The sequence below is a fragment of the Aeromonas sp. R4-2 genome, from assembly GCF_040908295.1.
GTDB lineage: Bacteria > Pseudomonadota > Gammaproteobacteria > Enterobacterales > Aeromonadaceae > Aeromonas > Aeromonas veronii.
On record NZ_JBFODL010000025.1, the window covers coordinates 263,326 to 281,264 of the forward strand.

The 17,939-nt window shown below is 56.1% G+C and carries 15 protein-coding genes and 3 tRNA genes; 7 read left to right on the forward strand and 11 right to left on the reverse strand.

What is annotated here, in order from left to right; translation table 11 throughout:
• Positions 1 to 93 precede the first annotated feature (93 nt).
• Positions 94 to 1,317: an MFS transporter gene (locus tag AB5Y99_RS20725; RefSeq protein ID WP_368210769.1), complete on the forward strand. Its 1,224-nt coding sequence runs from the start codon at positions 94 to 96 to the stop codon at positions 1,315 to 1,317.
• Between the two features lie 34 nt (positions 1,318 to 1,351).
• Here AB5Y99_RS20725 and AB5Y99_RS20730 read toward each other — a convergent pair whose 3' ends face one another.
• Together AB5Y99_RS20730 and AB5Y99_RS20735 are read right to left on the reverse strand one after the other, a co-directional pair.
• The gene (locus AB5Y99_RS20730) at positions 1,352 to 2,434 is read right to left on the reverse strand and encodes a diguanylate cyclase (RefSeq protein WP_043822377.1); all 1,083 of its coding nucleotides are present in this window, start codon (positions 2,432 to 2,434) and stop codon (positions 1,352 to 1,354) included.
• Between the two features lie 174 nt (positions 2,435 to 2,608).
• Positions 2,609 to 2,962 carry a DsrE/DsrF/TusD sulfur relay family protein gene (locus AB5Y99_RS20735; protein ID WP_005334901.1) on the reverse strand — a complete coding sequence of 118 codons (354 nt, stop codon included), beginning with the start codon at positions 2,960 to 2,962 and terminating at the stop codon, positions 2,609 to 2,611.
• A 158-nt stretch (positions 2,963 to 3,120) separates the two neighbouring features.
• Here AB5Y99_RS20735 and AB5Y99_RS20740 point away from each other — a divergent pair, with 158 nt between their 5' ends.
• The gene (locus AB5Y99_RS20740; RefSeq protein ID WP_236376268.1) at positions 3,121 to 3,513 is read left to right on the forward strand and encodes a DUF1090 domain-containing protein; all 393 of its coding nucleotides are present in this window, start codon (positions 3,121 to 3,123) and stop codon (positions 3,511 to 3,513) included.
• Between the two features lie 56 nt (positions 3,514 to 3,569).
• On the opposite strand, the gene AB5Y99_RS20745 is transcribed toward AB5Y99_RS20740, so the two are convergent.
• The 3 genes from AB5Y99_RS20745 to AB5Y99_RS20755 all read right to left on the reverse strand — a co-directional run bounded on the left by AB5Y99_RS20745 (position 3,570) and on the right by AB5Y99_RS20755 (position 6,175).
• On the reverse strand, positions 3,570 to 3,818 hold the full coding sequence (locus AB5Y99_RS20745; protein WP_005334896.1) for a YfhL family 4Fe-4S dicluster ferredoxin: 249 nt from the start codon (positions 3,816 to 3,818) through the stop codon (positions 3,570 to 3,572).
• A gap of 1 nt (position 3,819) precedes the next feature.
• Entirely contained in the window at positions 3,820 to 5,181 is a 1,362-nt protein-coding gene (gene yegQ, locus AB5Y99_RS20750) for a tRNA 5-hydroxyuridine modification protein YegQ (RefSeq protein ID WP_106842767.1), read from the reverse strand.
• 256 nt (positions 5,182 to 5,437) lie between these two features.
• Complete coding sequence (locus tag AB5Y99_RS20755) at positions 5,438 to 6,175, reverse strand: EAL domain-containing protein (RefSeq protein WP_368210771.1); 738 nt, start codon at positions 6,173 to 6,175, stop codon at positions 5,438 to 5,440.
• A 275-nt stretch (positions 6,176 to 6,450) separates the two neighbouring features.
• On the opposite strand from AB5Y99_RS20755, the gene AB5Y99_RS20760 reads away from it, so the two are divergent.
• From AB5Y99_RS20760 to AB5Y99_RS20775, 4 genes are all read left to right on the forward strand, one after another.
• Positions 6,451 to 7,155, forward strand: a complete 705-nt coding sequence (locus AB5Y99_RS20760) for a hypothetical protein (RefSeq protein WP_368210773.1) — start codon at positions 6,451 to 6,453, stop codon at positions 7,153 to 7,155.
• 46 nt (positions 7,156 to 7,201) lie between these two features.
• On the forward strand, positions 7,202 to 7,699 hold the full coding sequence (locus AB5Y99_RS20765; RefSeq protein WP_194496749.1) for a CS1 type fimbrial major subunit: 498 nt from the start codon (positions 7,202 to 7,204) through the stop codon (positions 7,697 to 7,699).
• 64 nt (positions 7,700 to 7,763) lie between these two features.
• Positions 7,764 to 10,181 (forward strand): TcfC E-set like domain-containing protein, encoded by a 2,418-nt coding sequence (locus AB5Y99_RS20770; RefSeq protein WP_368210774.1) that lies wholly within the window; start codon positions 7,764 to 7,766, stop codon positions 10,179 to 10,181.
• Positions 10,168 to 11,373: a hypothetical protein gene (locus AB5Y99_RS20775; protein WP_201933061.1), complete on the forward strand. Its 1,206-nt coding sequence runs from the start codon at positions 10,168 to 10,170 to the stop codon at positions 11,371 to 11,373. Before AB5Y99_RS20770 ends, AB5Y99_RS20775 begins: the two co-directional genes overlap by 14 nt.
• On the opposite strand, the gene AB5Y99_RS20780 is transcribed toward AB5Y99_RS20775, so the two are convergent.
• Complete coding sequence (locus AB5Y99_RS20780; protein ID WP_368210775.1) at positions 11,370 to 12,008, reverse strand: response regulator; 639 nt, start codon at positions 12,006 to 12,008, stop codon at positions 11,370 to 11,372. The genes AB5Y99_RS20775 and AB5Y99_RS20780 overlap by 4 nt on opposite strands.
• 122 nt (positions 12,009 to 12,130) lie before the next feature.
• Between AB5Y99_RS20780 and AB5Y99_RS20785 the strand changes: the two genes are divergently transcribed.
• Positions 12,131 to 15,571, forward strand: coding sequence for a transporter substrate-binding domain-containing protein (locus AB5Y99_RS20785; protein ID WP_368210776.1), 3,441 nt, complete (start codon positions 12,131 to 12,133; stop codon positions 15,569 to 15,571).
• Here the strand turns inward: AB5Y99_RS20785 and AB5Y99_RS20790 are convergent.
• The 5 genes from AB5Y99_RS20790 to astB form a co-directional block, all read right to left on the reverse strand.
• Complete coding sequence (locus AB5Y99_RS20790) at positions 15,545 to 15,835, reverse strand: hypothetical protein (protein WP_124928801.1); 291 nt, start codon at positions 15,833 to 15,835, stop codon at positions 15,545 to 15,547. The two genes, AB5Y99_RS20785 and AB5Y99_RS20790, sit on opposite strands and share 27 nt — an antisense overlap.
• Before the next feature lie 142 nt (positions 15,836 to 15,977).
• Positions 15,978 to 16,062 (reverse strand) — tRNA-Tyr (locus AB5Y99_RS20795).
• A gap of 44 nt (positions 16,063 to 16,106) precedes the next feature.
• Positions 16,107 to 16,191, reverse strand: a tRNA-Tyr gene (locus AB5Y99_RS20800).
• A gap of 38 nt (positions 16,192 to 16,229) precedes the next feature.
• A tRNA-Tyr gene (locus tag AB5Y99_RS20805) sits at positions 16,230 to 16,314 on the reverse strand.
• A 241-nt stretch (positions 16,315 to 16,555) separates the two neighbouring features.
• Positions 16,556 to 17,893, reverse strand: a complete 1,338-nt coding sequence (astB, locus tag AB5Y99_RS20810; RefSeq protein ID WP_368210778.1) for an N-succinylarginine dihydrolase — start codon at positions 17,891 to 17,893, stop codon at positions 16,556 to 16,558.
• Between the last annotated feature and the right edge of the window lie 46 nt (positions 17,894 to 17,939).

The window sequence follows — 17,939 nt, forward strand, 5'->3', positions numbered from 1 at the left end:
GTTGTTTCTATTGAGGCCCTCTGTTACAACTGAATGCTTTCCCCGTTTATGACAGGATCTTGTGGTAAGAGCTGCGGGGCATGGAGCATAGCGATGTCATGGAGCACCTTCAGGCAATTTACCCCGCTGGTCTGGATCGTCATTCTGGGCACCTTTATGGTGCGTACCAGCTACTACATGGTGTGGCCCTTCCTCTCCATTCTGCTCTATCGGGAGTATGACCTTTCGGCCACCTTCATCGGCCTGTTGCTGGGTGGCTCAATGGCCCTCTCTACCCTGGTCAGTTTTTACGGCGGCTGGCTCTCTGATCGCTTCGGGCGGCGCAGCATACTGCTGGCCGGTTGTCTGGTGGCGATGATCTGTTTCGGCCTGCTCGGTTTCTCCCATGCGGTGTTCTGGCTCGGAGTCGGGGTGATGGGCAGCGGCCTCTCGTCAGGGCTCATCGATGCCCCCGGCAAGGCGCTGATGGCCGACAGTCTGGCCTCGGCCAAGGCGCGTGAGCTGGCACTGCACCTGCGCTATTTTCTGCTTAATCTGGGGGCCGCGTTGGGGCCGCTGCTCGGGGTGACCCTCGGGATCAACGCCCAGCAGGAGACCTTCCTGTTTCTGGTGGTGAGCTATCTGCTGCTGGCGCTGGCCTTTGGCTGGGGCTTTCGCCGGGCTGGCAGCACAGGCAAGCCGGGGGCGGCTGGCCCCGGACTGCGGGATGCCATCAAGGTGTTGCTGGCGGATCGCGCCTTCCTGCTGCTGGTGATGGCCAATCTCCTGATGGTGCTGGTCTACTCCCAGTTTCACTCGCCGCTGGTGCAATACCTGACCCGGGCCGGTATGCCGCAGGTGGCCGAGCTGGTTGCTCTGCTGGTGGCGACCAATGCCCTGACCGTAGTGCTGCTGCAGTTTCCGCTGCTGCGGTTGTTGTCACGCTGGCCGGTGCGGGTGCGGCTTCATATCGGCATGGCGCTCTTTCTGGCGGCCCAGCTGCTCTTCGCGTTGGGGGACCCGATGGTGCGCAGCCACTGGTTTGGCGCCGTGCTGCTGCTCAGCATCGGCGAGACCATCCTCTTCCCCCTGCTCAACGTGCTGATCGATCAGATGGCCCCCGCTCATCTCAAGGGGAGCTACTTTGGTGCCAGTGCACTGGCCGGGTTGGGAGGAGCCGCCGGCGCCCTGCTGGGAGGCTGGATCCTCGAGCAATGGAGCGGTCAGTGGCTCTATGCGCTGATGGCGCTGCTTTGTGTGGCGATTTTTGCGCTCTATGAGTGGGGTGCCAGAGTACAGCGTCCCGCTGTGGCCACGTCTGTGGTTGAGCGGAGCTGACCCGGTTAATGCGGGGATCTGTGATGCTGAATGTTCAGTGCGTGCTACCCGGAGTCTTCTCTTTGAGCGCCTTCTTGGCTGCGTACATCCTCTCGTCGGCGAGCCGGATCAGGTTTAGCCCGTCGTCGTAGTGCTCCGGCCCGGTCTGCACGATGCCGATACTGAGGGTGAGATCGCCCAGCTGCTCCTTGACGGTGTTGACCAATCGTTTGAGATAGATATCCCGCGCCTGACTCTCGTTGCAGTTGGGCAGGATCAGGCAGAACTCATCTCCGCCATAACGAAAGCAGCTGTCTTCGGCGCGAAAGACCTGACGGATGCAGTTGCCGACGATGCGCAGGATCTCGTCTCCGCGCTGGTGACCTTCGGTATCGTTGATTTGCTTGAAGTTGTCGATATCGAGATAGGCGATGGCCATGGGTTCGGCGCGGCGCTGACAGGTGCGCAGGCTCAGCAGCAACAGCTCGTTGAGGTGGCGAACGTTGAGCAATCCGGTCAGGGCATCGGTGCGGTTCAGCTCCTCCAGTTGTTTGGTACGCTCGCGAACTTTCTGCTCCAGACTCTTGGCATAGTTCTCCGACTTCTCTCTGGATGACTCTATTTCCGACACCAGACTGCGAATGTAGGTTTCGAAGACCAGAGTGATGTCGAACAGAAAGAGTTTGTCCAGGGCGGCCAGCATGACGAGGCGCTCCGGTTCATCGCGGATCTGCTCGAACATATCCTCGATCAGCAGGGCTTTGAGGGTGTTGATGGCGGCCAGATAGAGCTTGGGTTCGACCCCGATCCGCTTGTGAACCAACCCGATCCGCAGCCGGTTGTTGACGTACTCCAGATCGTAATGGCCGCTGAAGAGATCGAGCACATAGCGCCGTTGCGCGGTGCGCAACCGTATGAGGGTATCGGCATCCCCGATCAACAGGGCGATTTCGGTGATGGCCGTCTGCTGCTGGTAGAAGCGATCCACCAGGGCGTCGATCCGTGGTTCTATCTTGCTGCAATAACTTGCCAGCCGCGCCACATCCTGTTCATTGAGCAGCAATAACTCCTTGCGATGGGCAATTTCAAAGTCGGTGATCCTCATCTGCTCAAGCAGGGTCTGTTCGGTCGGATTCATCGTCGTCCTCGGTTTATTACTGGGCGTTACGCTGTCCATGAGGTGGGACAAACAAGCAGGCGTGGCAATTGATAGTGTAGTCAGTGAGGCTGGGGCGCGCGCAATGCCCCCGCGTGGCGGGGGCTATGGAGGGTCAGGTGAAGGCTAAAGGGGCAAGAGATCCGGAGGGAGAGATCAGAAGGTCAGCACCTTGTCGGCAGCCAGGGTCCACTGGGCCAGCATCGGCAGGGTGCCGACCTCAATGCCCTCGATCAGCGGCAGGGCGGTGATGCCACGGGCATCGGTGCAGGTCTTGCACAGGCGAATGGTGACGCCCTGCGCCAGCAGGATTTCCAGCATCTGGCGCAGGTTGTACCCCTCGGCCGGTGCCTGACCGGCCAGCGCTGCACTCACCGCATCTGACATCAGGAACAGCTTCAGGCTGGCACCACCCTGTTCGTTGAGGGCGATAGCGAGACGCAGGGCGTTGAACAGGGATTCGCTGCCATAGGGGGCACCGTTGGCAATGACCACAATTTGTTGATTCATAACAGACTCCCGATTGGAAAGAGCGCCATTGTAGAGCCAACGGGGTGGCAATTGCGTGATGTTGCACAACTTCTGTCGCACCTTTTTTCCACTTGCTTGACCCTGCTGCCGATCGAGGTTTTTATGGTCAGCTCGCAAACAAGACCGGATGAATCGAGATGTGGAAAGTATTGGGAGCCGGCTTGCTGCTGTTGGCTGGTCAGGCCTTTGGCAGTGAGGCGGTCGGTTGCAAGGCCCGTCTGCAGGCCGTCAATGACCAGCTGGTGTTTGCCAAAGCACACAACAATGCCGGGCAGATTGCCGGGCTCGAACAGGCAGCGCGCAATATCAAGGCCAACTGTACTGATGAAGGTCTGCTCGAGGAGCAGAAAGAGCGGGTTAACAAACTGCGCGGCGAGGTGGACGAGCGCCTGCTCGAGCTGCAGGAGGCGAGAGTCAGTGGCAAACCGGAGAAGATTGCCAAGCGGCAGGCCAGGCTGGAGGAGTCCCAGACCAGGATGCTGAAGGCCCAGCGTGAGCTGGACAAACTGATCCGGCTGGTCGGCAAGTGATGGCCAGCCGCTGAACGCAGGATCAAAAAAGGCCGATTGCTCGGCCTTTTTTCGTTTTATTGCCTGTGCATCCGCACAAACTTCTCCATCAGCTGATCTTCGGTCTCCACATGAGCGGGATCCCAGATGATGCAGTCGATAGGGCAGACACTGATGCAGGTCGGCTTCTCATAGTGACCGACGCACTCGGTGCAGCGACTGGGGTCGATCTCGTAGATCTCCTCACCCAGGCTGATAGCCTGGTTGGGGCACTCGGGATCGCACATGTCACAGTTGATGCACTTGTCGGTGATGAGCAGCGCCATCTCAGGCCGCCGTGTGCGGGTTGCGGGTATCCTGGCTGTCGCCCAGATTGCGCAGCAGGATGCCGTAGTTCACATCCAGATCTTTCGGGACCGGCACATAGACTACGTGACCGTTGCCCGGTGCGGTGTCGATAAGCTCCCCTTTGCGGTTCTCCATCTGCTCCAGATTGAAACGGACGTTGCCCTGCGGGGTCATCAGCTCCAGGTTGTTGCCCACCAGGAACTTGTTCTTTACCTCGACCTCGACCATGTCACCTTTGCGTCCGGTGATTTCGCCGACAAACTGCTGGGTGTCGGAGACGGAGTAGCCGTAGTCGTAGTTCTGGTATTCGCTGTGGTTGTGACGGCGCAGGAAGCCCTCGGTATAGCCGCGGTGGGCCAGATTTTCGAGGGTACCCATCAGGCTGCGGTCGAACGGACGACCCGCTACCGCATCGTCGATGGCCTTGCGGTAAACCTGAGCGGTACGGGCGCAGTAGTAGAAGGATTTGGTGCGCCCTTCGATTTTCAGGGAATGAACGCCCATCTTGGTCAGTCGCTCGACGTGCTCGACGGCGCGCAAGTCCTTGGAGTTCATGATGTAGGTGCCGTGTTCGTCTTCGAACGCGCTCATGTACTCGCCCGGGCGGTTGGACTCTTCCAGCAGCACCAGGGCATCGGTCGGCTTGCCAAGGCCCAGGGTGTTGTCCGGGCGGATGGCGATGGGCTCCTGACGGTGGACGATCTGGCCCACGTCATCTTCTTTACCCTCGTGCACCTTGTACTCCCAGCGGCAGGAGTTGGTGCAGGTGCCCTGGTTGGGGTCTCGCTTGTTGATATAGCCGGAGAGCAGGCAGCGGCCGGAGTAGGCCATGCACAGCGCGCCGTGAACGAACACTTCCAGCTCCATCTCCGGCACCTGCATGCGGATCTCCTCGATCTCGTCCAGCGACAGCTCGCGGGAGAGAATGGCGCGGGTCAGGCCCATCTGATGCCAGAATTTCACAGTGGCCCAGTTGACCGCGTTGGCCTGCACCGAGAGGTGAATGGGCATATCAGGAAAGGCTTCACGCATCATCATGATGAGACCTGGGTCAGACATGATCAGCGCATCCGGCTTCATCTCCACCACAGGGCGCATGTCGCGGATAAAGGTCTTGAGCTTGGAGTTGTGGGGCTGGATGTTGGCCACCACATAGAACTGCTTGCCCAGCGCATGGGCTTCGTTGATGCCCAGCTGCAGGTTTTCGTGATCGAATTCGTTGTTGCGCACCCGCAGGCTGTAGCGGGGCTGACCGGCATAGACGGCATCGGCGCCATAGGCGTAGGCGTAACGCATGTTCTTGAGGGAACCTGCGGGGGAGAGCAATTCTGGTTTAAACATGGCGGACTCTTTATATCTGATTGCAAATCAGGACGATGCCACCTGATGGCATCGTAGTGGTTGAGCTGCGGTGCAAGATGCCCTCCGAGAGGAGGCTCAATGCAGCGCGACCCGATGACGGCATATCCGGGGCTATCTAAAGAAGATGCGCCGGATATTCGGGGTGCGAGATTGTACTCGCCCCCACGTCATCATGCAATTTGGCAGGAAATTGTTGGCTGCGCGAGCCGACAGGATGCCGAAATGAAACAGCCGCTCAGGCCCAACGGGAGAGGGGGGAGGGCATGGCGTAGACGTAACCCTGTTGATAGTCACAGCCGAGCTGGTCGGCAATCTCGATATGGGTCTGGTTTTCCACCCCTTCGCACACCACCTTCATGCCGAGTCGCTGCAGGTATTCCACCAGTCCGGTCAGCATGCGCAAGGCATGGCTACTCCTGGTCGCTTGCAGCAGCAGAGAGCGATCCAGCTTGATGATCTCGTAGGGGAGCGCCATCACCCGCTGAAAATTGCACTCCTGGGTGCCGAAATCATCGCAGGCGATATGAGCGCCGTGGCTACGCAGCACTTCGATCAGGGCCAACTCCTTGCGCTCTAGCGGGGCGTACTCCACCACCTCGAACCAGATTGCGATATCCAGCTTGCGGGCCTGCAAGAGGGTGAGTAACAGCAGGTTCTTATATGTAGGGCTCTCAAAAGCGGGGTTGAGGTTTATCGAGAGGGAGCAAGGAGCATGGCGTGCCAGCACGGGCAGATCACGCCAAATGGCTCTGAGCATAACGATATCCACATGCAGGGACTCTTCACTGCTGAGAGAGGGAAAGTCTATTCCCTGATAACGCTGCTGGCGGGGTTCCCAGCGTCTGGCCAGCGCCTCAAAGCCGATGATCTGGCGATCCCGGTCAACGATTGGCTGATAAAAGGGCACGGCAATGTCCGCTGTCGTCAGGGATGCCACGTCACTGACCGGAAACTCTTCTTTGAACGCAAACATGGCACTCACCTGTTGACGGATATGGCTGTGGATAATACTGGATGAAGTCGAAAGAGGACTGTAGGAATAGTCTGATTGTTGGTAGAGGCAGTACTTTTTCAGTATCAGATTATTCTGATTAAATCTTGTGCATGGATTATCTAGACTGGCCTCAATGACGAATCGCCGAGACAAATATCATCATTTGGCGATTTGCATATATGGAACTCATATATTTTTCGGAGCCTGCAATGAAGGCACCACTCTCTATCGTTTTTACAGTGTGATTATTATTCATGAATAAGATTTTTACTGTGTTGCTGCTTATATTCAGCAGCAATGCATTGGCATCGCCGGATATCAGCGTTGGTACTTTATATGACTATATGTCGGCAGAGAAAAACACATTGCTCAAACGGGTTCGAAATCTTGGTGATGAGACGGCCTTTGTCAAAATAACGCTGGCCGAGATTGTATACGGTGCCGATGGTATGCCAAAGGAGCGGGAGTTACCGGAGGAGGGCGTTCGTCAGCTGGTGACAAGTCCATCACGGTTGATTATTCCGGCAGGTGGTATGCAGGCTACCCGTTTTATCTATATGGGAGTGCGGGAGCGAGAACGTTATTTTCGGGTGCGTTTTGTGCCGGTCAAACCACAGGACGATGAAATAACCGAATTACCACCACAGCAACAAATTAGCGCCGGGGTCAGCATCATGACCGGTTTTGGCACCATTCTCTTTGTGGCCCCCAAAGAGACCCGTTATGACACCCGTATTGACCGTAAAAACGGTGTTCTCTATGTGGAGAACCGGGGCAATGCCACCGTTATTCTCGATTATCTGGAACTGTGTGACCAAAAAGAGAGCTCATGCAGTCAACCGGAGAAGATGCATCTGCTGCCCGGCGTTAAAAAGCGGGTCAGTCAAGAGGCAACCCGGACGGTTCGTTTTGAACTGATCGAAGGGAAAAAATCGGCATTCAGGGAGTTCAAGCTCTGAATCCCGATATATCACAAGAACGACAATCACACCTGAAGGAGTGACTATGAAGATGGTATCGCTTTTTCCCGCCCTGTTGCTGGCGAGCGGATCGCTGATGGCGGCCGAGCGCATCGAGCATACGGTGACGGTAACGGCGCAGATCCCGACCGAACACTTTTATGTGCAACCCGTGGGTGACTGGATGAGTACCCCACAGAAACTGACCTTCAACCCCTTTAGCCAAAAGCTGGATCCCTTGGCCAAGCAGCTGGAGATGAAGAGCACCATTGGTCCCATCAAGGGTTATCTGGTTTATCCCGCAACCATGGCCAGCGGCAAGGAGAGTATCGGCTTGACGGTCAAGGTGGCAGGCGTTGCGCTGACCACTACATCTGCTGACTTGCTGAATCAGGCAGATGCCAATACTGGCAAACAGGTAGGGCTGGAGATTATTCCGGCCGCGGCGCCAACCGGTGGCTACAAGCCCGGCAACTATCAGGGGATTGTCAGCATGATGTTTGAATCGGAGGCACCGCCGGCACCGCCTGCTCAAGGCAGCTGACATGAGTATGTGGGGGTCATCAGGCCCCCTTTAATTGATATTCCAGGCATTCAGGTTGTTCTTCATGGTTCGTTCTCTTCTTCTCTTGCTCGGGTCGTTGCTCTCTGCCTCACTGGCGGCGGCAGACCCGGCACTGTTGCTGCAACAGGCGCGGCAGTTGCCAGAAGGGTTTGAAGCGCACTTTTTTGGTGTTCCCCTGATGGTGCGGGTGACCGTCGACGGTCGCCTGCTGGGGGATGGGGAAGTGCTGCTCGGGCGGGATAACTCGGTACAGCTGCTTTCACTGGTGGATGTGCAGGAGAGCGAGTTTGACGAGGGGGCGCGTGAACGCTGGCTGACCAGGTTGGGATCGCACCTGCCGCTCGGCGAGTGCAGCCGTGCCTGTCCCGAAGGCATCGTGGGATTGCAATATAGTCTGGAGGAGTCCCAGCTCTCGGTACTGACCGGTGAGGTAGAGCAGGAGGCGCGGGATCAGCGCTTTATGACATTGCCTCAAGAGAGCAAGGGGTTGCTGATCCAGAACCAGCTGAACCTGGTGCAGGGCACTCAGCGCAACGGTCACTACAACCTGCAGCTGGAGGGCAGCTGGGGACAGTGGACCCCTTTTATGGAGGGGGATGCCACCTGGCAAGAGGGTGGGCCAACTGATCTCGGGATGGCTCAGGTCTATGGAGAACGGCTCCATGAGGCCAATTTTTATCGTCTCGGCTTCTTCTTTCCCTCGGCGCAGGGGTTGGTGCGTCAGCCGAACTACTACAGTGGCGCGACCCCCACAGTGCTCGGGATGATGTGGGGCAGTTCGGATCTGCTGCGCCGGGAGCGCGGTGTACCCAGTCTGGCGCCGATCCGGGTGGCTCCGGCCCGGCCGGGCATGGTGGAGATCTATCGTGACGGCAACCTGATCCAGTCCCAGCCGGTCGTATCGGGTTTGCAGGCACTTGATACCCGATCGCTGCCCGGAGGTATCTACGAGGTAGAACTGCGGTTGCTGGAGGATGGTCAGGAGACCCGCCGTTGGCGCGAGATGATCTACAAACCCTCCAACTGGCAGACGCCGGAGGAGCCGTGGCGCTTCAACCTGTTTGCCGGACGCCAGACCCGCTGGCTGGTACGCCAAGGTGATAGCGATTTGGAGGGGGCCAGTGGCGGCGTATCGGTGAACCACCTGTTGCTTCCTTCGTTGGTGGTGGGGGCGGGTAGCCAGTATGTGGACAGACGGGCTCAGCACTCCCTCTCGCTCGACTGGGAGGCGACCAGTCAGCTTCACGGCTTTGCCTCTCTCAATCAGAGTGTTGGCATGGGGTGGGGCTACGATCTGCAGGGGATCTACTGGCATGGCAACAGCAGTCTGGTGGCCAGCCATTCGCGTAATCTGCGCAAGCAGGTTGAAGCAACTGCGGTGTCCAGTCTGTCACTGCAACAGTCGCTGGAAAAGTGGGGCTCCCTCAGTCTCTATGTTTCTCACCAGTCTGGTCGTGGCAATGGTGCTGATGTGGGGTGGCACTATAGCGATCGGTTGTGGGGGCGTTGGGTGACCTGGGGGGTGACCCTGTTCGATCGTCCCGGCAGCGAGAGCACGGCGCAGCAGCGGGATCGCGGTAGCACGCTGAGTCTCACTATCAACTTGGGGGGAGATGATCGCCAGTTGTCGCTGGGGCTGGGCAGCAATACCTCACGCTCGGGCGGTGCCCAGCGCAGCGCCTATCTCAACTACCAGCAGGAGGTGGATTGGGGGCCGCTGCGTCAGGTCAGCGTGGGCAGCACCCATGACAGCTATGGTACCGGTCTATCCGGCTATGGTCGTTTCGCGTCGTCCTGGTTGGGTGGCGACCTGTTTGCCCAGCACTCCTCCTATAACGCAGAGGTGACCGGCGGCGTCAACCTGGAGAGTGTGCTGGCGCTGGGGCATGAAGGGGATCTGGCGCTCGGTTTCCGCGATACGGGCGGCATGGGCAATGAGGCGGCGATGATCCTCGATATTGCGGCCGATGATGAGGCAGCGCGGATCCGGGTCAACGACGATCTGGGCAGCGTACAGACCCTTGGGCCCGGTCGTCATCTGGTCTCGGTGCCAGCCTTGCAAAGTGGCGCCTTGCAACTGGAGATGGCCGACCACGAGGGGATGCCACTCACCATCAAGCCCACCGTGCTCCCCTACCATCTTAATCGCGGCGGGGTGGGTTATGGCCAGGTGAATGCTGTGAGCACCGTTACTGTGATTGGTCGCCTGCTGGACGAGCAAAGCCAGCCGCTGCGTGGTGCCATGGTCAGTAACCCTATAGGGCGGGCATTTACCGAAAATGATGGCTTCTTTGCGCTGGAAGCGAGCCGACGACAGCCGCAATTTAGCGTGGAACACAATGGTATCCTCCATTGCAACAACTCATCAGGAGTGCAGAGCCGTACGGAGGCATCGGAGATTATTATATTGGGAGAGTTAATATGTTCACCAGGTGTGACTGTAAAAAATGAAAACCATTAAAATATTAGTTCTACTGATGTTTAGTCACTCTTCTTTGGCTGATGTGATTAATATTACTGCAGACTATAAACCTGAGAGCTATGAAGTGAGTGGTGGGCGTTTTATCAACACCACTCCGTGCGATGTCGGTCAACCGATTTCTTATTGTGACCCACAGAAGCCGCTAGAGTCATCGGTTATAGTAAAACTCCCAGTGTCGATAGCAAAAACAATAAATTCGGCGAAGGGTAAACAGAACTACCTAAGTTACTATCGACTTTCTGGTCCTAAAAAAGTGACGTTGACGAACAGCAACAATGGAGAACGCCATGAATTGGCATTTATTCCAACCAATATAGGTGCCAAGGTAATAAAAATGGAGTATCCAATTGTCAATAATAATAGATGGCCCATGCATACTATTGGTGGTGATTGCTATCAAAGCTTTAGTACTTGGGGGTGGTCAGGGTCTGTAGTAACTGGGCAACTTTTTTTATACTCTATTAATGATTTAGCTCAAAATGGTGCGTCTGAGTGCTATCACAATAGCCAACTTGGTGATGGAACATCATACTCTGTCGATTGGCTGAATTATGGCTTTCGTATAAAAGCACCTAATCCATTGACTATGTCAAATGGAAAGTATACCGGTAGTTTAAAAATAATGGTGGGTCGTAATAAGGATATTGACCTAGGTGATGCAACCTATTCTGGGGGAACAGAGCATGAACTTAAATTTACACTGACAGTCCGTCATCAATTGAAAGTTGATTTTCCCAAAGGAGATAGCGATGGCCATAGCCAAGTAACCTTATTGCCACCAGGTGGGTGGAGTAATTGGATTCATAGTGGAAAGCGAGAGCCAAATTTCTTGCAGCAAGACCTTCCTTTTCGGATATGGTTTAGTGCCCCATTTACAGTCGCACTGCGTTGCCAATATCAATGGTCTACTAGTGGTGAGTGCGCATTAAAAGATAGCAAGGGACGAACAGTACCATTAAAAACATACTATGTGAACAGATTCAATGAAACGACTTTATTGACTACAAATAAATCCAAATTTGTACTTCCTGTACAGGGGATTCCTGTTATCAATGCAGCCAGAGCAATTCGATTTCAGATAGTGGGTGGGACGGTCGCCGAAATGATGAAATATCCTGGTTCCTCCTTTAAAGGCGATGTCACCTTGATATTTGATGCGGCTATCGATTAGCAGAGTCCGTTGCTTTTGGCATAGTCAAAGAGTGCGCTATCGCTGCTAATGCCCAGCCGAGTCATGGCACTCTTTTTCTGAGTGCTGATGGTTTTGACACTGCGATGAAGGTAGTTGGCAACTTGGGTGACCGACATGCCGCTGGCCAGCAGACGCACTACTTCACTCTCCTTGGGCGTAAGCAGGTTGTTGTTGCTTTGCTCGGAAATACCGGCACTGGCCAGCAGCATTTGTACTGCCGGGCCAATATAGCGATGGCCGAGCAATATCTGGCGAATGGCATCAGCCAATTCATTAATAACCGATTTCTTTAGTATCAGACCCTTTACTCCAACCTGAATAAGGGATTGCAAGATGGCACTATTCTGGATTTGGGTCAGCACAATAATGGGCAGATTGGGATAATCCCGGCGCAACTGCTGGATCATGACCAGGCCATCACTACGGGTATCTCCGGGCATGCTGAAATCAGTGATCAACAGATCACAATCATGTTGCTGTAATAAATTCAGCAAGTCAGATACCTGATATGCCTCGGCGATCACTTCACAATGAGGGGTTATCTGGTCAATCAGGCTGCGGATCCCGGTCAGAATCAAGGGGTGGTCATCGGCAAGAATAATCTTGAAGGACATGGATGAGCCTCTTATAAAACGGTGAATAATATTCAGGCTATCAAAACTAACATTTCTATACTACCGTGCGCACCCCATTTTTTCAGGTGCATATATCTTTTGATAAATATATTTGAATTGTTATGCCTATATATTGTTCGCTTATGTCATTAATCAAACGATTTATAATTATTATCTCTGTTTTTTTCTTGACGCCTGCCGTATTGGCGAAATCTGGTCCCTCTGTCCCAACGATTGAAGTCGGAATATTGGCCGGAGGTTGGGGTCCTTTTCAGCAGTGGGATGGCAAGGTTGCTGCCGGATTCAGCGTTGAATTGATGGAACAATTAGCCCAAAAGCTGGACTACCGGATTGCCTGGCAGATCTACCCAGACTGGGAAGCCATGTATGCCGATGCATGCCGTGGCAAACTTGATATTTTGCTCGATGCTTTTAACTCTGAGGTACGCCAGTGCATCACCTATAGCCTGCCTTACTACACCTCGCCGACTGTGGTGGTGGTGCGCCAGGACAGCGCCCTGTTTCGGGATGTGAGCCGGTTACAGTCCGCAAGCATTGCCATCGAAAAAGGTTTTCTGACCGAGAAGCTGGTCAAGCTGCACTATCCCAATGTTACGCCCCGGCTCTTTGTTGATACACGCCGTGCATTGCAGGCGGTTGAACAAGGTCGGGCAGATGCCTATATCGGCAATCTCCATGTGGCCAATCTGTTTATCGAGCGCCACCCGGCGTTGGCAGTGGTCGCCCAGTCCCCCTTGTTGATGGAAACCCTTCATCTGGGTGTGAGCAGCCAGAAGCGCAGCCTGGCCATCAGGCTGGATACCGCCATTCAGGCGCTGACGGTCGAGGCGCGCAGTGAACTGGAGAAACGCTGGCTGGGGGAGAGTCTGGAGCCTAATTTCATGGGGCACAGCAATTTTTTACTGCGTCCTGATGAGCGAGGCTGGCTCTCGACGTTGCCGCCACTCAAGCTGGGGTTGATCCCCGGCTGGGTGCCCTTCTCTTATCACGATGAGGATGGTAATTCGGTCGGCTTGATAGTGGATTATCTGAAGGTGTTGCAAGAGAAGCTGGGATTGGCATACAGCAGCGAGCTTGTACAGAGCTGGCCCGAATTGCAACAACTGCTGCTGCATCACGATGTGGATCTGGCAGTACTGCCCACACGGATCATCGAGCGGTTGGTGGGGTGGCATGCCAGCGAGCCCTTCGCATCATTCCCGTTGGTACTGGTGACGGCACGCGGTAGCCTCCCTATCGGGGATCTCTCCGATCTGGCCGGCAAACAGTTGCTGCTGACCGATGGCATGTTGATCCCGCAGCTCAGGGCACTGGTGCCCGACCTTAAACTGACCACGACCCGTGATGCCAGCGACGGGCTCGCCCGTGTTGCCGCGGGGCTGGGGGATGCCTATATCGGCAATCTGGTGGTGGTCTCCCGTCTTGTCACCGAGCAGTTTGATGACCGACTCCATATCGCCGCGCCAACCCCCTTCAAGGATGAGCTGGCTGTGGCGGTACGTGAGCCTTACAGCCCCTTGCTGCCCCTGGTCAACCGGGTGCTTGCCAGCATGAGCGACAAGGAGAAGCGCCAGATACGCAACAGCTGGTTGGCGCTCAATTACAGCGAAGGGATCCCCAGAGCGAAACTGGTGCGTACCCTGCTGCCCGCCGGGGTGGCGATTACGCTCTTTATTCTGGTGCTGTCGGTGGCTTACTGGCGGCTGCGTCAGGAGATAGTTCGTCGTCATCAGGTTGAGGCTGCACTTGCCAGAGCCAAGGCCAAGGCGGAGTCTGCCGCCACCCAGAAAGGGGAGTTTCTGGCCACCATGAGCCACGAGATTCGCACGCCCATGAATGGCATTGTCGGCATGGCGGAACAGCTCACCTTTACCGAGTTGACCCAGGATCAGCGCCAGATGGTGGAGGTTATCAACCGCGGTGCCCAGGGGTTGCATGCGCTGATCGACAACGTGCTCGACTTCGCCAAGCTGGAGGCGGGCAAGATGCAGCTCGAAGAGGCCCCTTTTCTCATCCGTGAATTGATCGACAGCGTGCTGACCATGACGGTGAGTGAGGTGCATCGCAAGGGGTTGCGCGTCTATCTCTGGGCGGATGCCGGTGTGGCGGCTCGTGTAAGTGGTGATGCGCTGCGTTTGCGCCAGATCCTTTTCAACTTTGTCAGCAATGCCATCAAATTTACCGAGCGGGGCTTTATCGAAATCTCGGTGCAACTGCTGTCGCAGGGGGAGGGGCAACAGCAATTGTGCTTCGGTGTGCGCGACAGCGGCATCGGTATGAGCCCAGAGGCGCTTGGCCGGATCTTCAATGCCTTTGAACAGGCAGAGAGCTCCACCACCCGCAGTTATGGTGGTACCGGCTTGGGCCTGAGTATTTGCCAGACCCTGGCCACCTTGATGGGTGGCGAGATCCGGCTGGAGAGTGCCCCTGGGCTAGGCACTTTCATCAGCCTTACGGTTACGTTGCCAATGCTGGCACAGCGAGAGCCGGATCTCCGTCTCAATGGCGTGCAAGCCCATATCGATCTCCATGACGAGAAGCTGTGCCACACCCTGCTGTTGCATCTTGATGCCTTGGGGGTAACACGAACGTCGGAGTCTGGTGATGCTCATTTGCGTTTCACAGACCATGAGCTGGCGGGCAACAGGGTCATCCGGGTGCTGCCGCTGGCAACCCCCCTCGGTTATCGTTGTGATGAGGAGGGTTACATCCTCAACAGCAATCCAATGACCTGGCATGCCGTGCGGGAAGTTTGCTATCGCCAGCTTGGCTTGAGCGACGGGACGGCAACGAAAGCGATGCGAAAGAGCGCACCCATGCAGCCCTGTCGGGTATTGCTGGTGGAGGATAATCCCCTCAACCAGTCGCTGGTAATACGCCAGCTCAGGCAACTTGGGATGAACTGCGATGTGGCAGAGCATGGCCAGCAGGCTCTCGAGATGGTCGCGCAGCATCCCTATGAGCTGGTGCTCTGTGACTGTCAGATGCCGGTGATGGATGGTTATGAGTTCACGCGCAGGATACGGGCTGCAGAGAAAGGTGAGCGGCTACTGATCATCGCCATGACGGCCAATGTGTTGCCAGAACAGGCTGAACGCTGTTTTGCCGCGGGCATGGACGATCTGTTGGGCAAACCGGTGCTGCTGGATACTCTGCGCCAGATGTTGCAGAAGTGGCAAATCTTACCCGCGCCAACCTTGATTGATATTGCAGCCATGGAGGCATTTTTTGGTCATGGTGACAAGTTGCAGCAGATGTTTCCGCTTTTTCGCCAGGAGCTTGAACAGTCGATGGCGCAGGAGCCACTTGATGACAATGCATTGGCCAATTGGGTGCATCGTCAGGCGGGGACCATCAGCATGATGATGGCGCCGGAATTGGCTGAACAGGCATGGCGATTGGAAGAAAAAATCCGTCAGTTTGGATCGCCAGCTTGTACAGATGAGCTGACACGCTTTCGTGCCCAATTACAGCAAATCATTGATGAATTGACGTTATTGAGCGAGAAAGGGCACTCAGTTATCGAGGGAGAGCTGGAGTAAGGGGAACTGTTCGCTCATAAAATTGCGGGGGCTGTGGCCATTGCCTGCGGTGGCCAGCCATTCCCAATCCAGTCTTGGCGAGCCCGCTTTGAAGCGTTGATAGGCAACGCCCTGATGAATGGTCAGAAAGAGGGTCGTGGGGAGTCCCAGCTTGTTGCTGTAGCGCACCATCAGATCACCCTGATAGTCGTTGCTGATTCTGACTTTGAGCGCCTGCAGTGTCAGACCGGTGGCGTGACCATGCTCGTCCCAGACTTCAAACATGATGTGAACACTCTGATGTCGATGATGCCACGATGAGCAAGATGGGATGCAATTGCAACTGTCAGATCTGACAAGGTCGGAAAAGTGTGATGAGAATGGCAGAAAGCGAAAACCCGGCGCGAGACCGGGTTTTCTTGAATGATGGTGGAGGGAGAAGGATTCGAACCTTCGAAGGCAGAGCCGTCAGATTTACAGTCTGATCCCTTTGGCCGCTCGGGAACCCCTCCACAGGGGCAAAGCAAATTGTATTCAGCCATTGCAATCAGGGAAATGGTGGAGGGAGAAGGATTCGAACCTTCGAAGGCAGAGCCGTCAGATTTACAGTCTGATCCCTTTGGCCGCTCGGGAACCCCTCCACGGGGTATTTCCTGATTGTCACTACTTTGCACTTGAATGGTGGAGGGAGAAGGATTCGAACCTTCGAAGGCAGAGCCGTCAGATTTACAGTCTGATCCCTTTGGCCGCTCGGGAACCCCTCCCCAAGTGCGAGGCGCATACTATCAGATCCAGAGGCTTTGTGAACCCCTTGATGAGGCATCTGGCAGTAAAAAATGACTGTTCGTCGATTTTTTGATACGTCCAGCTCAAAATTCAAGCTTATCAGCAAGTTGTGCGCTGCTTTTCTGCACAAAACAGCATCTGTGCAAGTTGGCGATCGCGCTGAAGACAAGGCAGATAGCAGAAGACCGCCAGCGTCGGCGGTCTTCTCGGGCATCACATCTAGCGCTGGAACGGGTAGACTGAACCCAGTTTCAGGATCTGGGTAAGTTCGTCCAGTGCGCTGCGGGACTCCTGCACCAGTGCCGGATCCCGCAGGTCATCGAGGGTCAGGCGGTCGCGGTAGTGGCGATCTACCCAGCCATCGAGGTGGGCAAACTGGCTGTCGTTGATGAGGCAGGCCGGATTGACCGCAGCGAGTTCCTGATCGTTCATGGCAACCCGCAGTCGCAGGCAGGCCGGGCCGCCACCATTGCGCATGCTCTGTTTCACATCCATATAGTGGACCGCCTTGATCGGAGTCTCCTGCGTCAGCAGCTTGCCAAGATAGGCCGACACCGCCGGATTGTCGCGGCACTCGGTGGGGGCGATAATGGCCATCTCGCCGCTCGGCAGGGTGAGGATCTGGGTGTTGAACAGGTAGGATTTCACCGCATCCAGCACGGATACCTCGGCAGTCGGCACTTCGATAAAGTGCAAATCCCCCTCGCCAAACTTGCCGCGGATTTCGGTCAGCACCGCTTCGGTGTTGAGGAACGCTTGTTGATGGAAGAAGAGCACGTTCTGGTTGCCCACCGCGATCACGTCGTTATGGAATACCCCCTGATCGATCACATCCGGGTTTTGCTGAATAAACACCACGCTCTCCTCGCCAAGGCCATGCAGGCGGGCGATGGCCTGGCTTGCCTCCAGGGTCTGGCGGGCCGGATAGCGCTTCGGCGCCGGGCGGGAGTAGTCAAAGGCGCTGCGGCCATAGACAAACAGCTCGACCCCCGCCTCGCCATAGGCGCGGCAGAGGCGGGTGTGGTTGGCCGCCCCCTCGTCGCCGAAGTGGTCATTCTCCGGCAAATGGAGGTGGTGGCTGAAGTGGCGATCATTGTTGAACACGGCGCGCAGGATACGACCCGTGACGTCGGGCTCCAGGGAACGGTGAAACTTGTTGGTCAGGTTGGCGGGGGTGAAGTGAATGCGGCCATCCTGGGTATCGGCACTGGGGGAGACGGTGGCGGCGTTGGCAGTCCACATGCTGGAGGCCGAATAGCAGGCGGCCAGCACGGCAGGAGCCTGCTTGGCGGCCTGTTCCAGCACCCGGGCATCGTTGCCGGTGAAGCCGAGGCGGCGCAGGGTGGCGAGATCGGGACGCTCTTGTGGCGCCAGCACCCCCTGGGTCATGCCAAGCTCGGTCAGCGCCTTCATCTTGCGCAGCCCCTGTTTGGCGGCCTCTTTCGGATTGGAAGCCTCCTGGGCATTGCTCTGGGAGGCAACGTTGCCGTAGGAGAGGCCAGCATAGTTATGAGTCGGGCCGACCAGACCGTCGAAATTGACCTCGAAGTGCTTCATTGAGTACATCCTTTCGATTTTTATGATGGGTAGCGGTTCCTTCCGC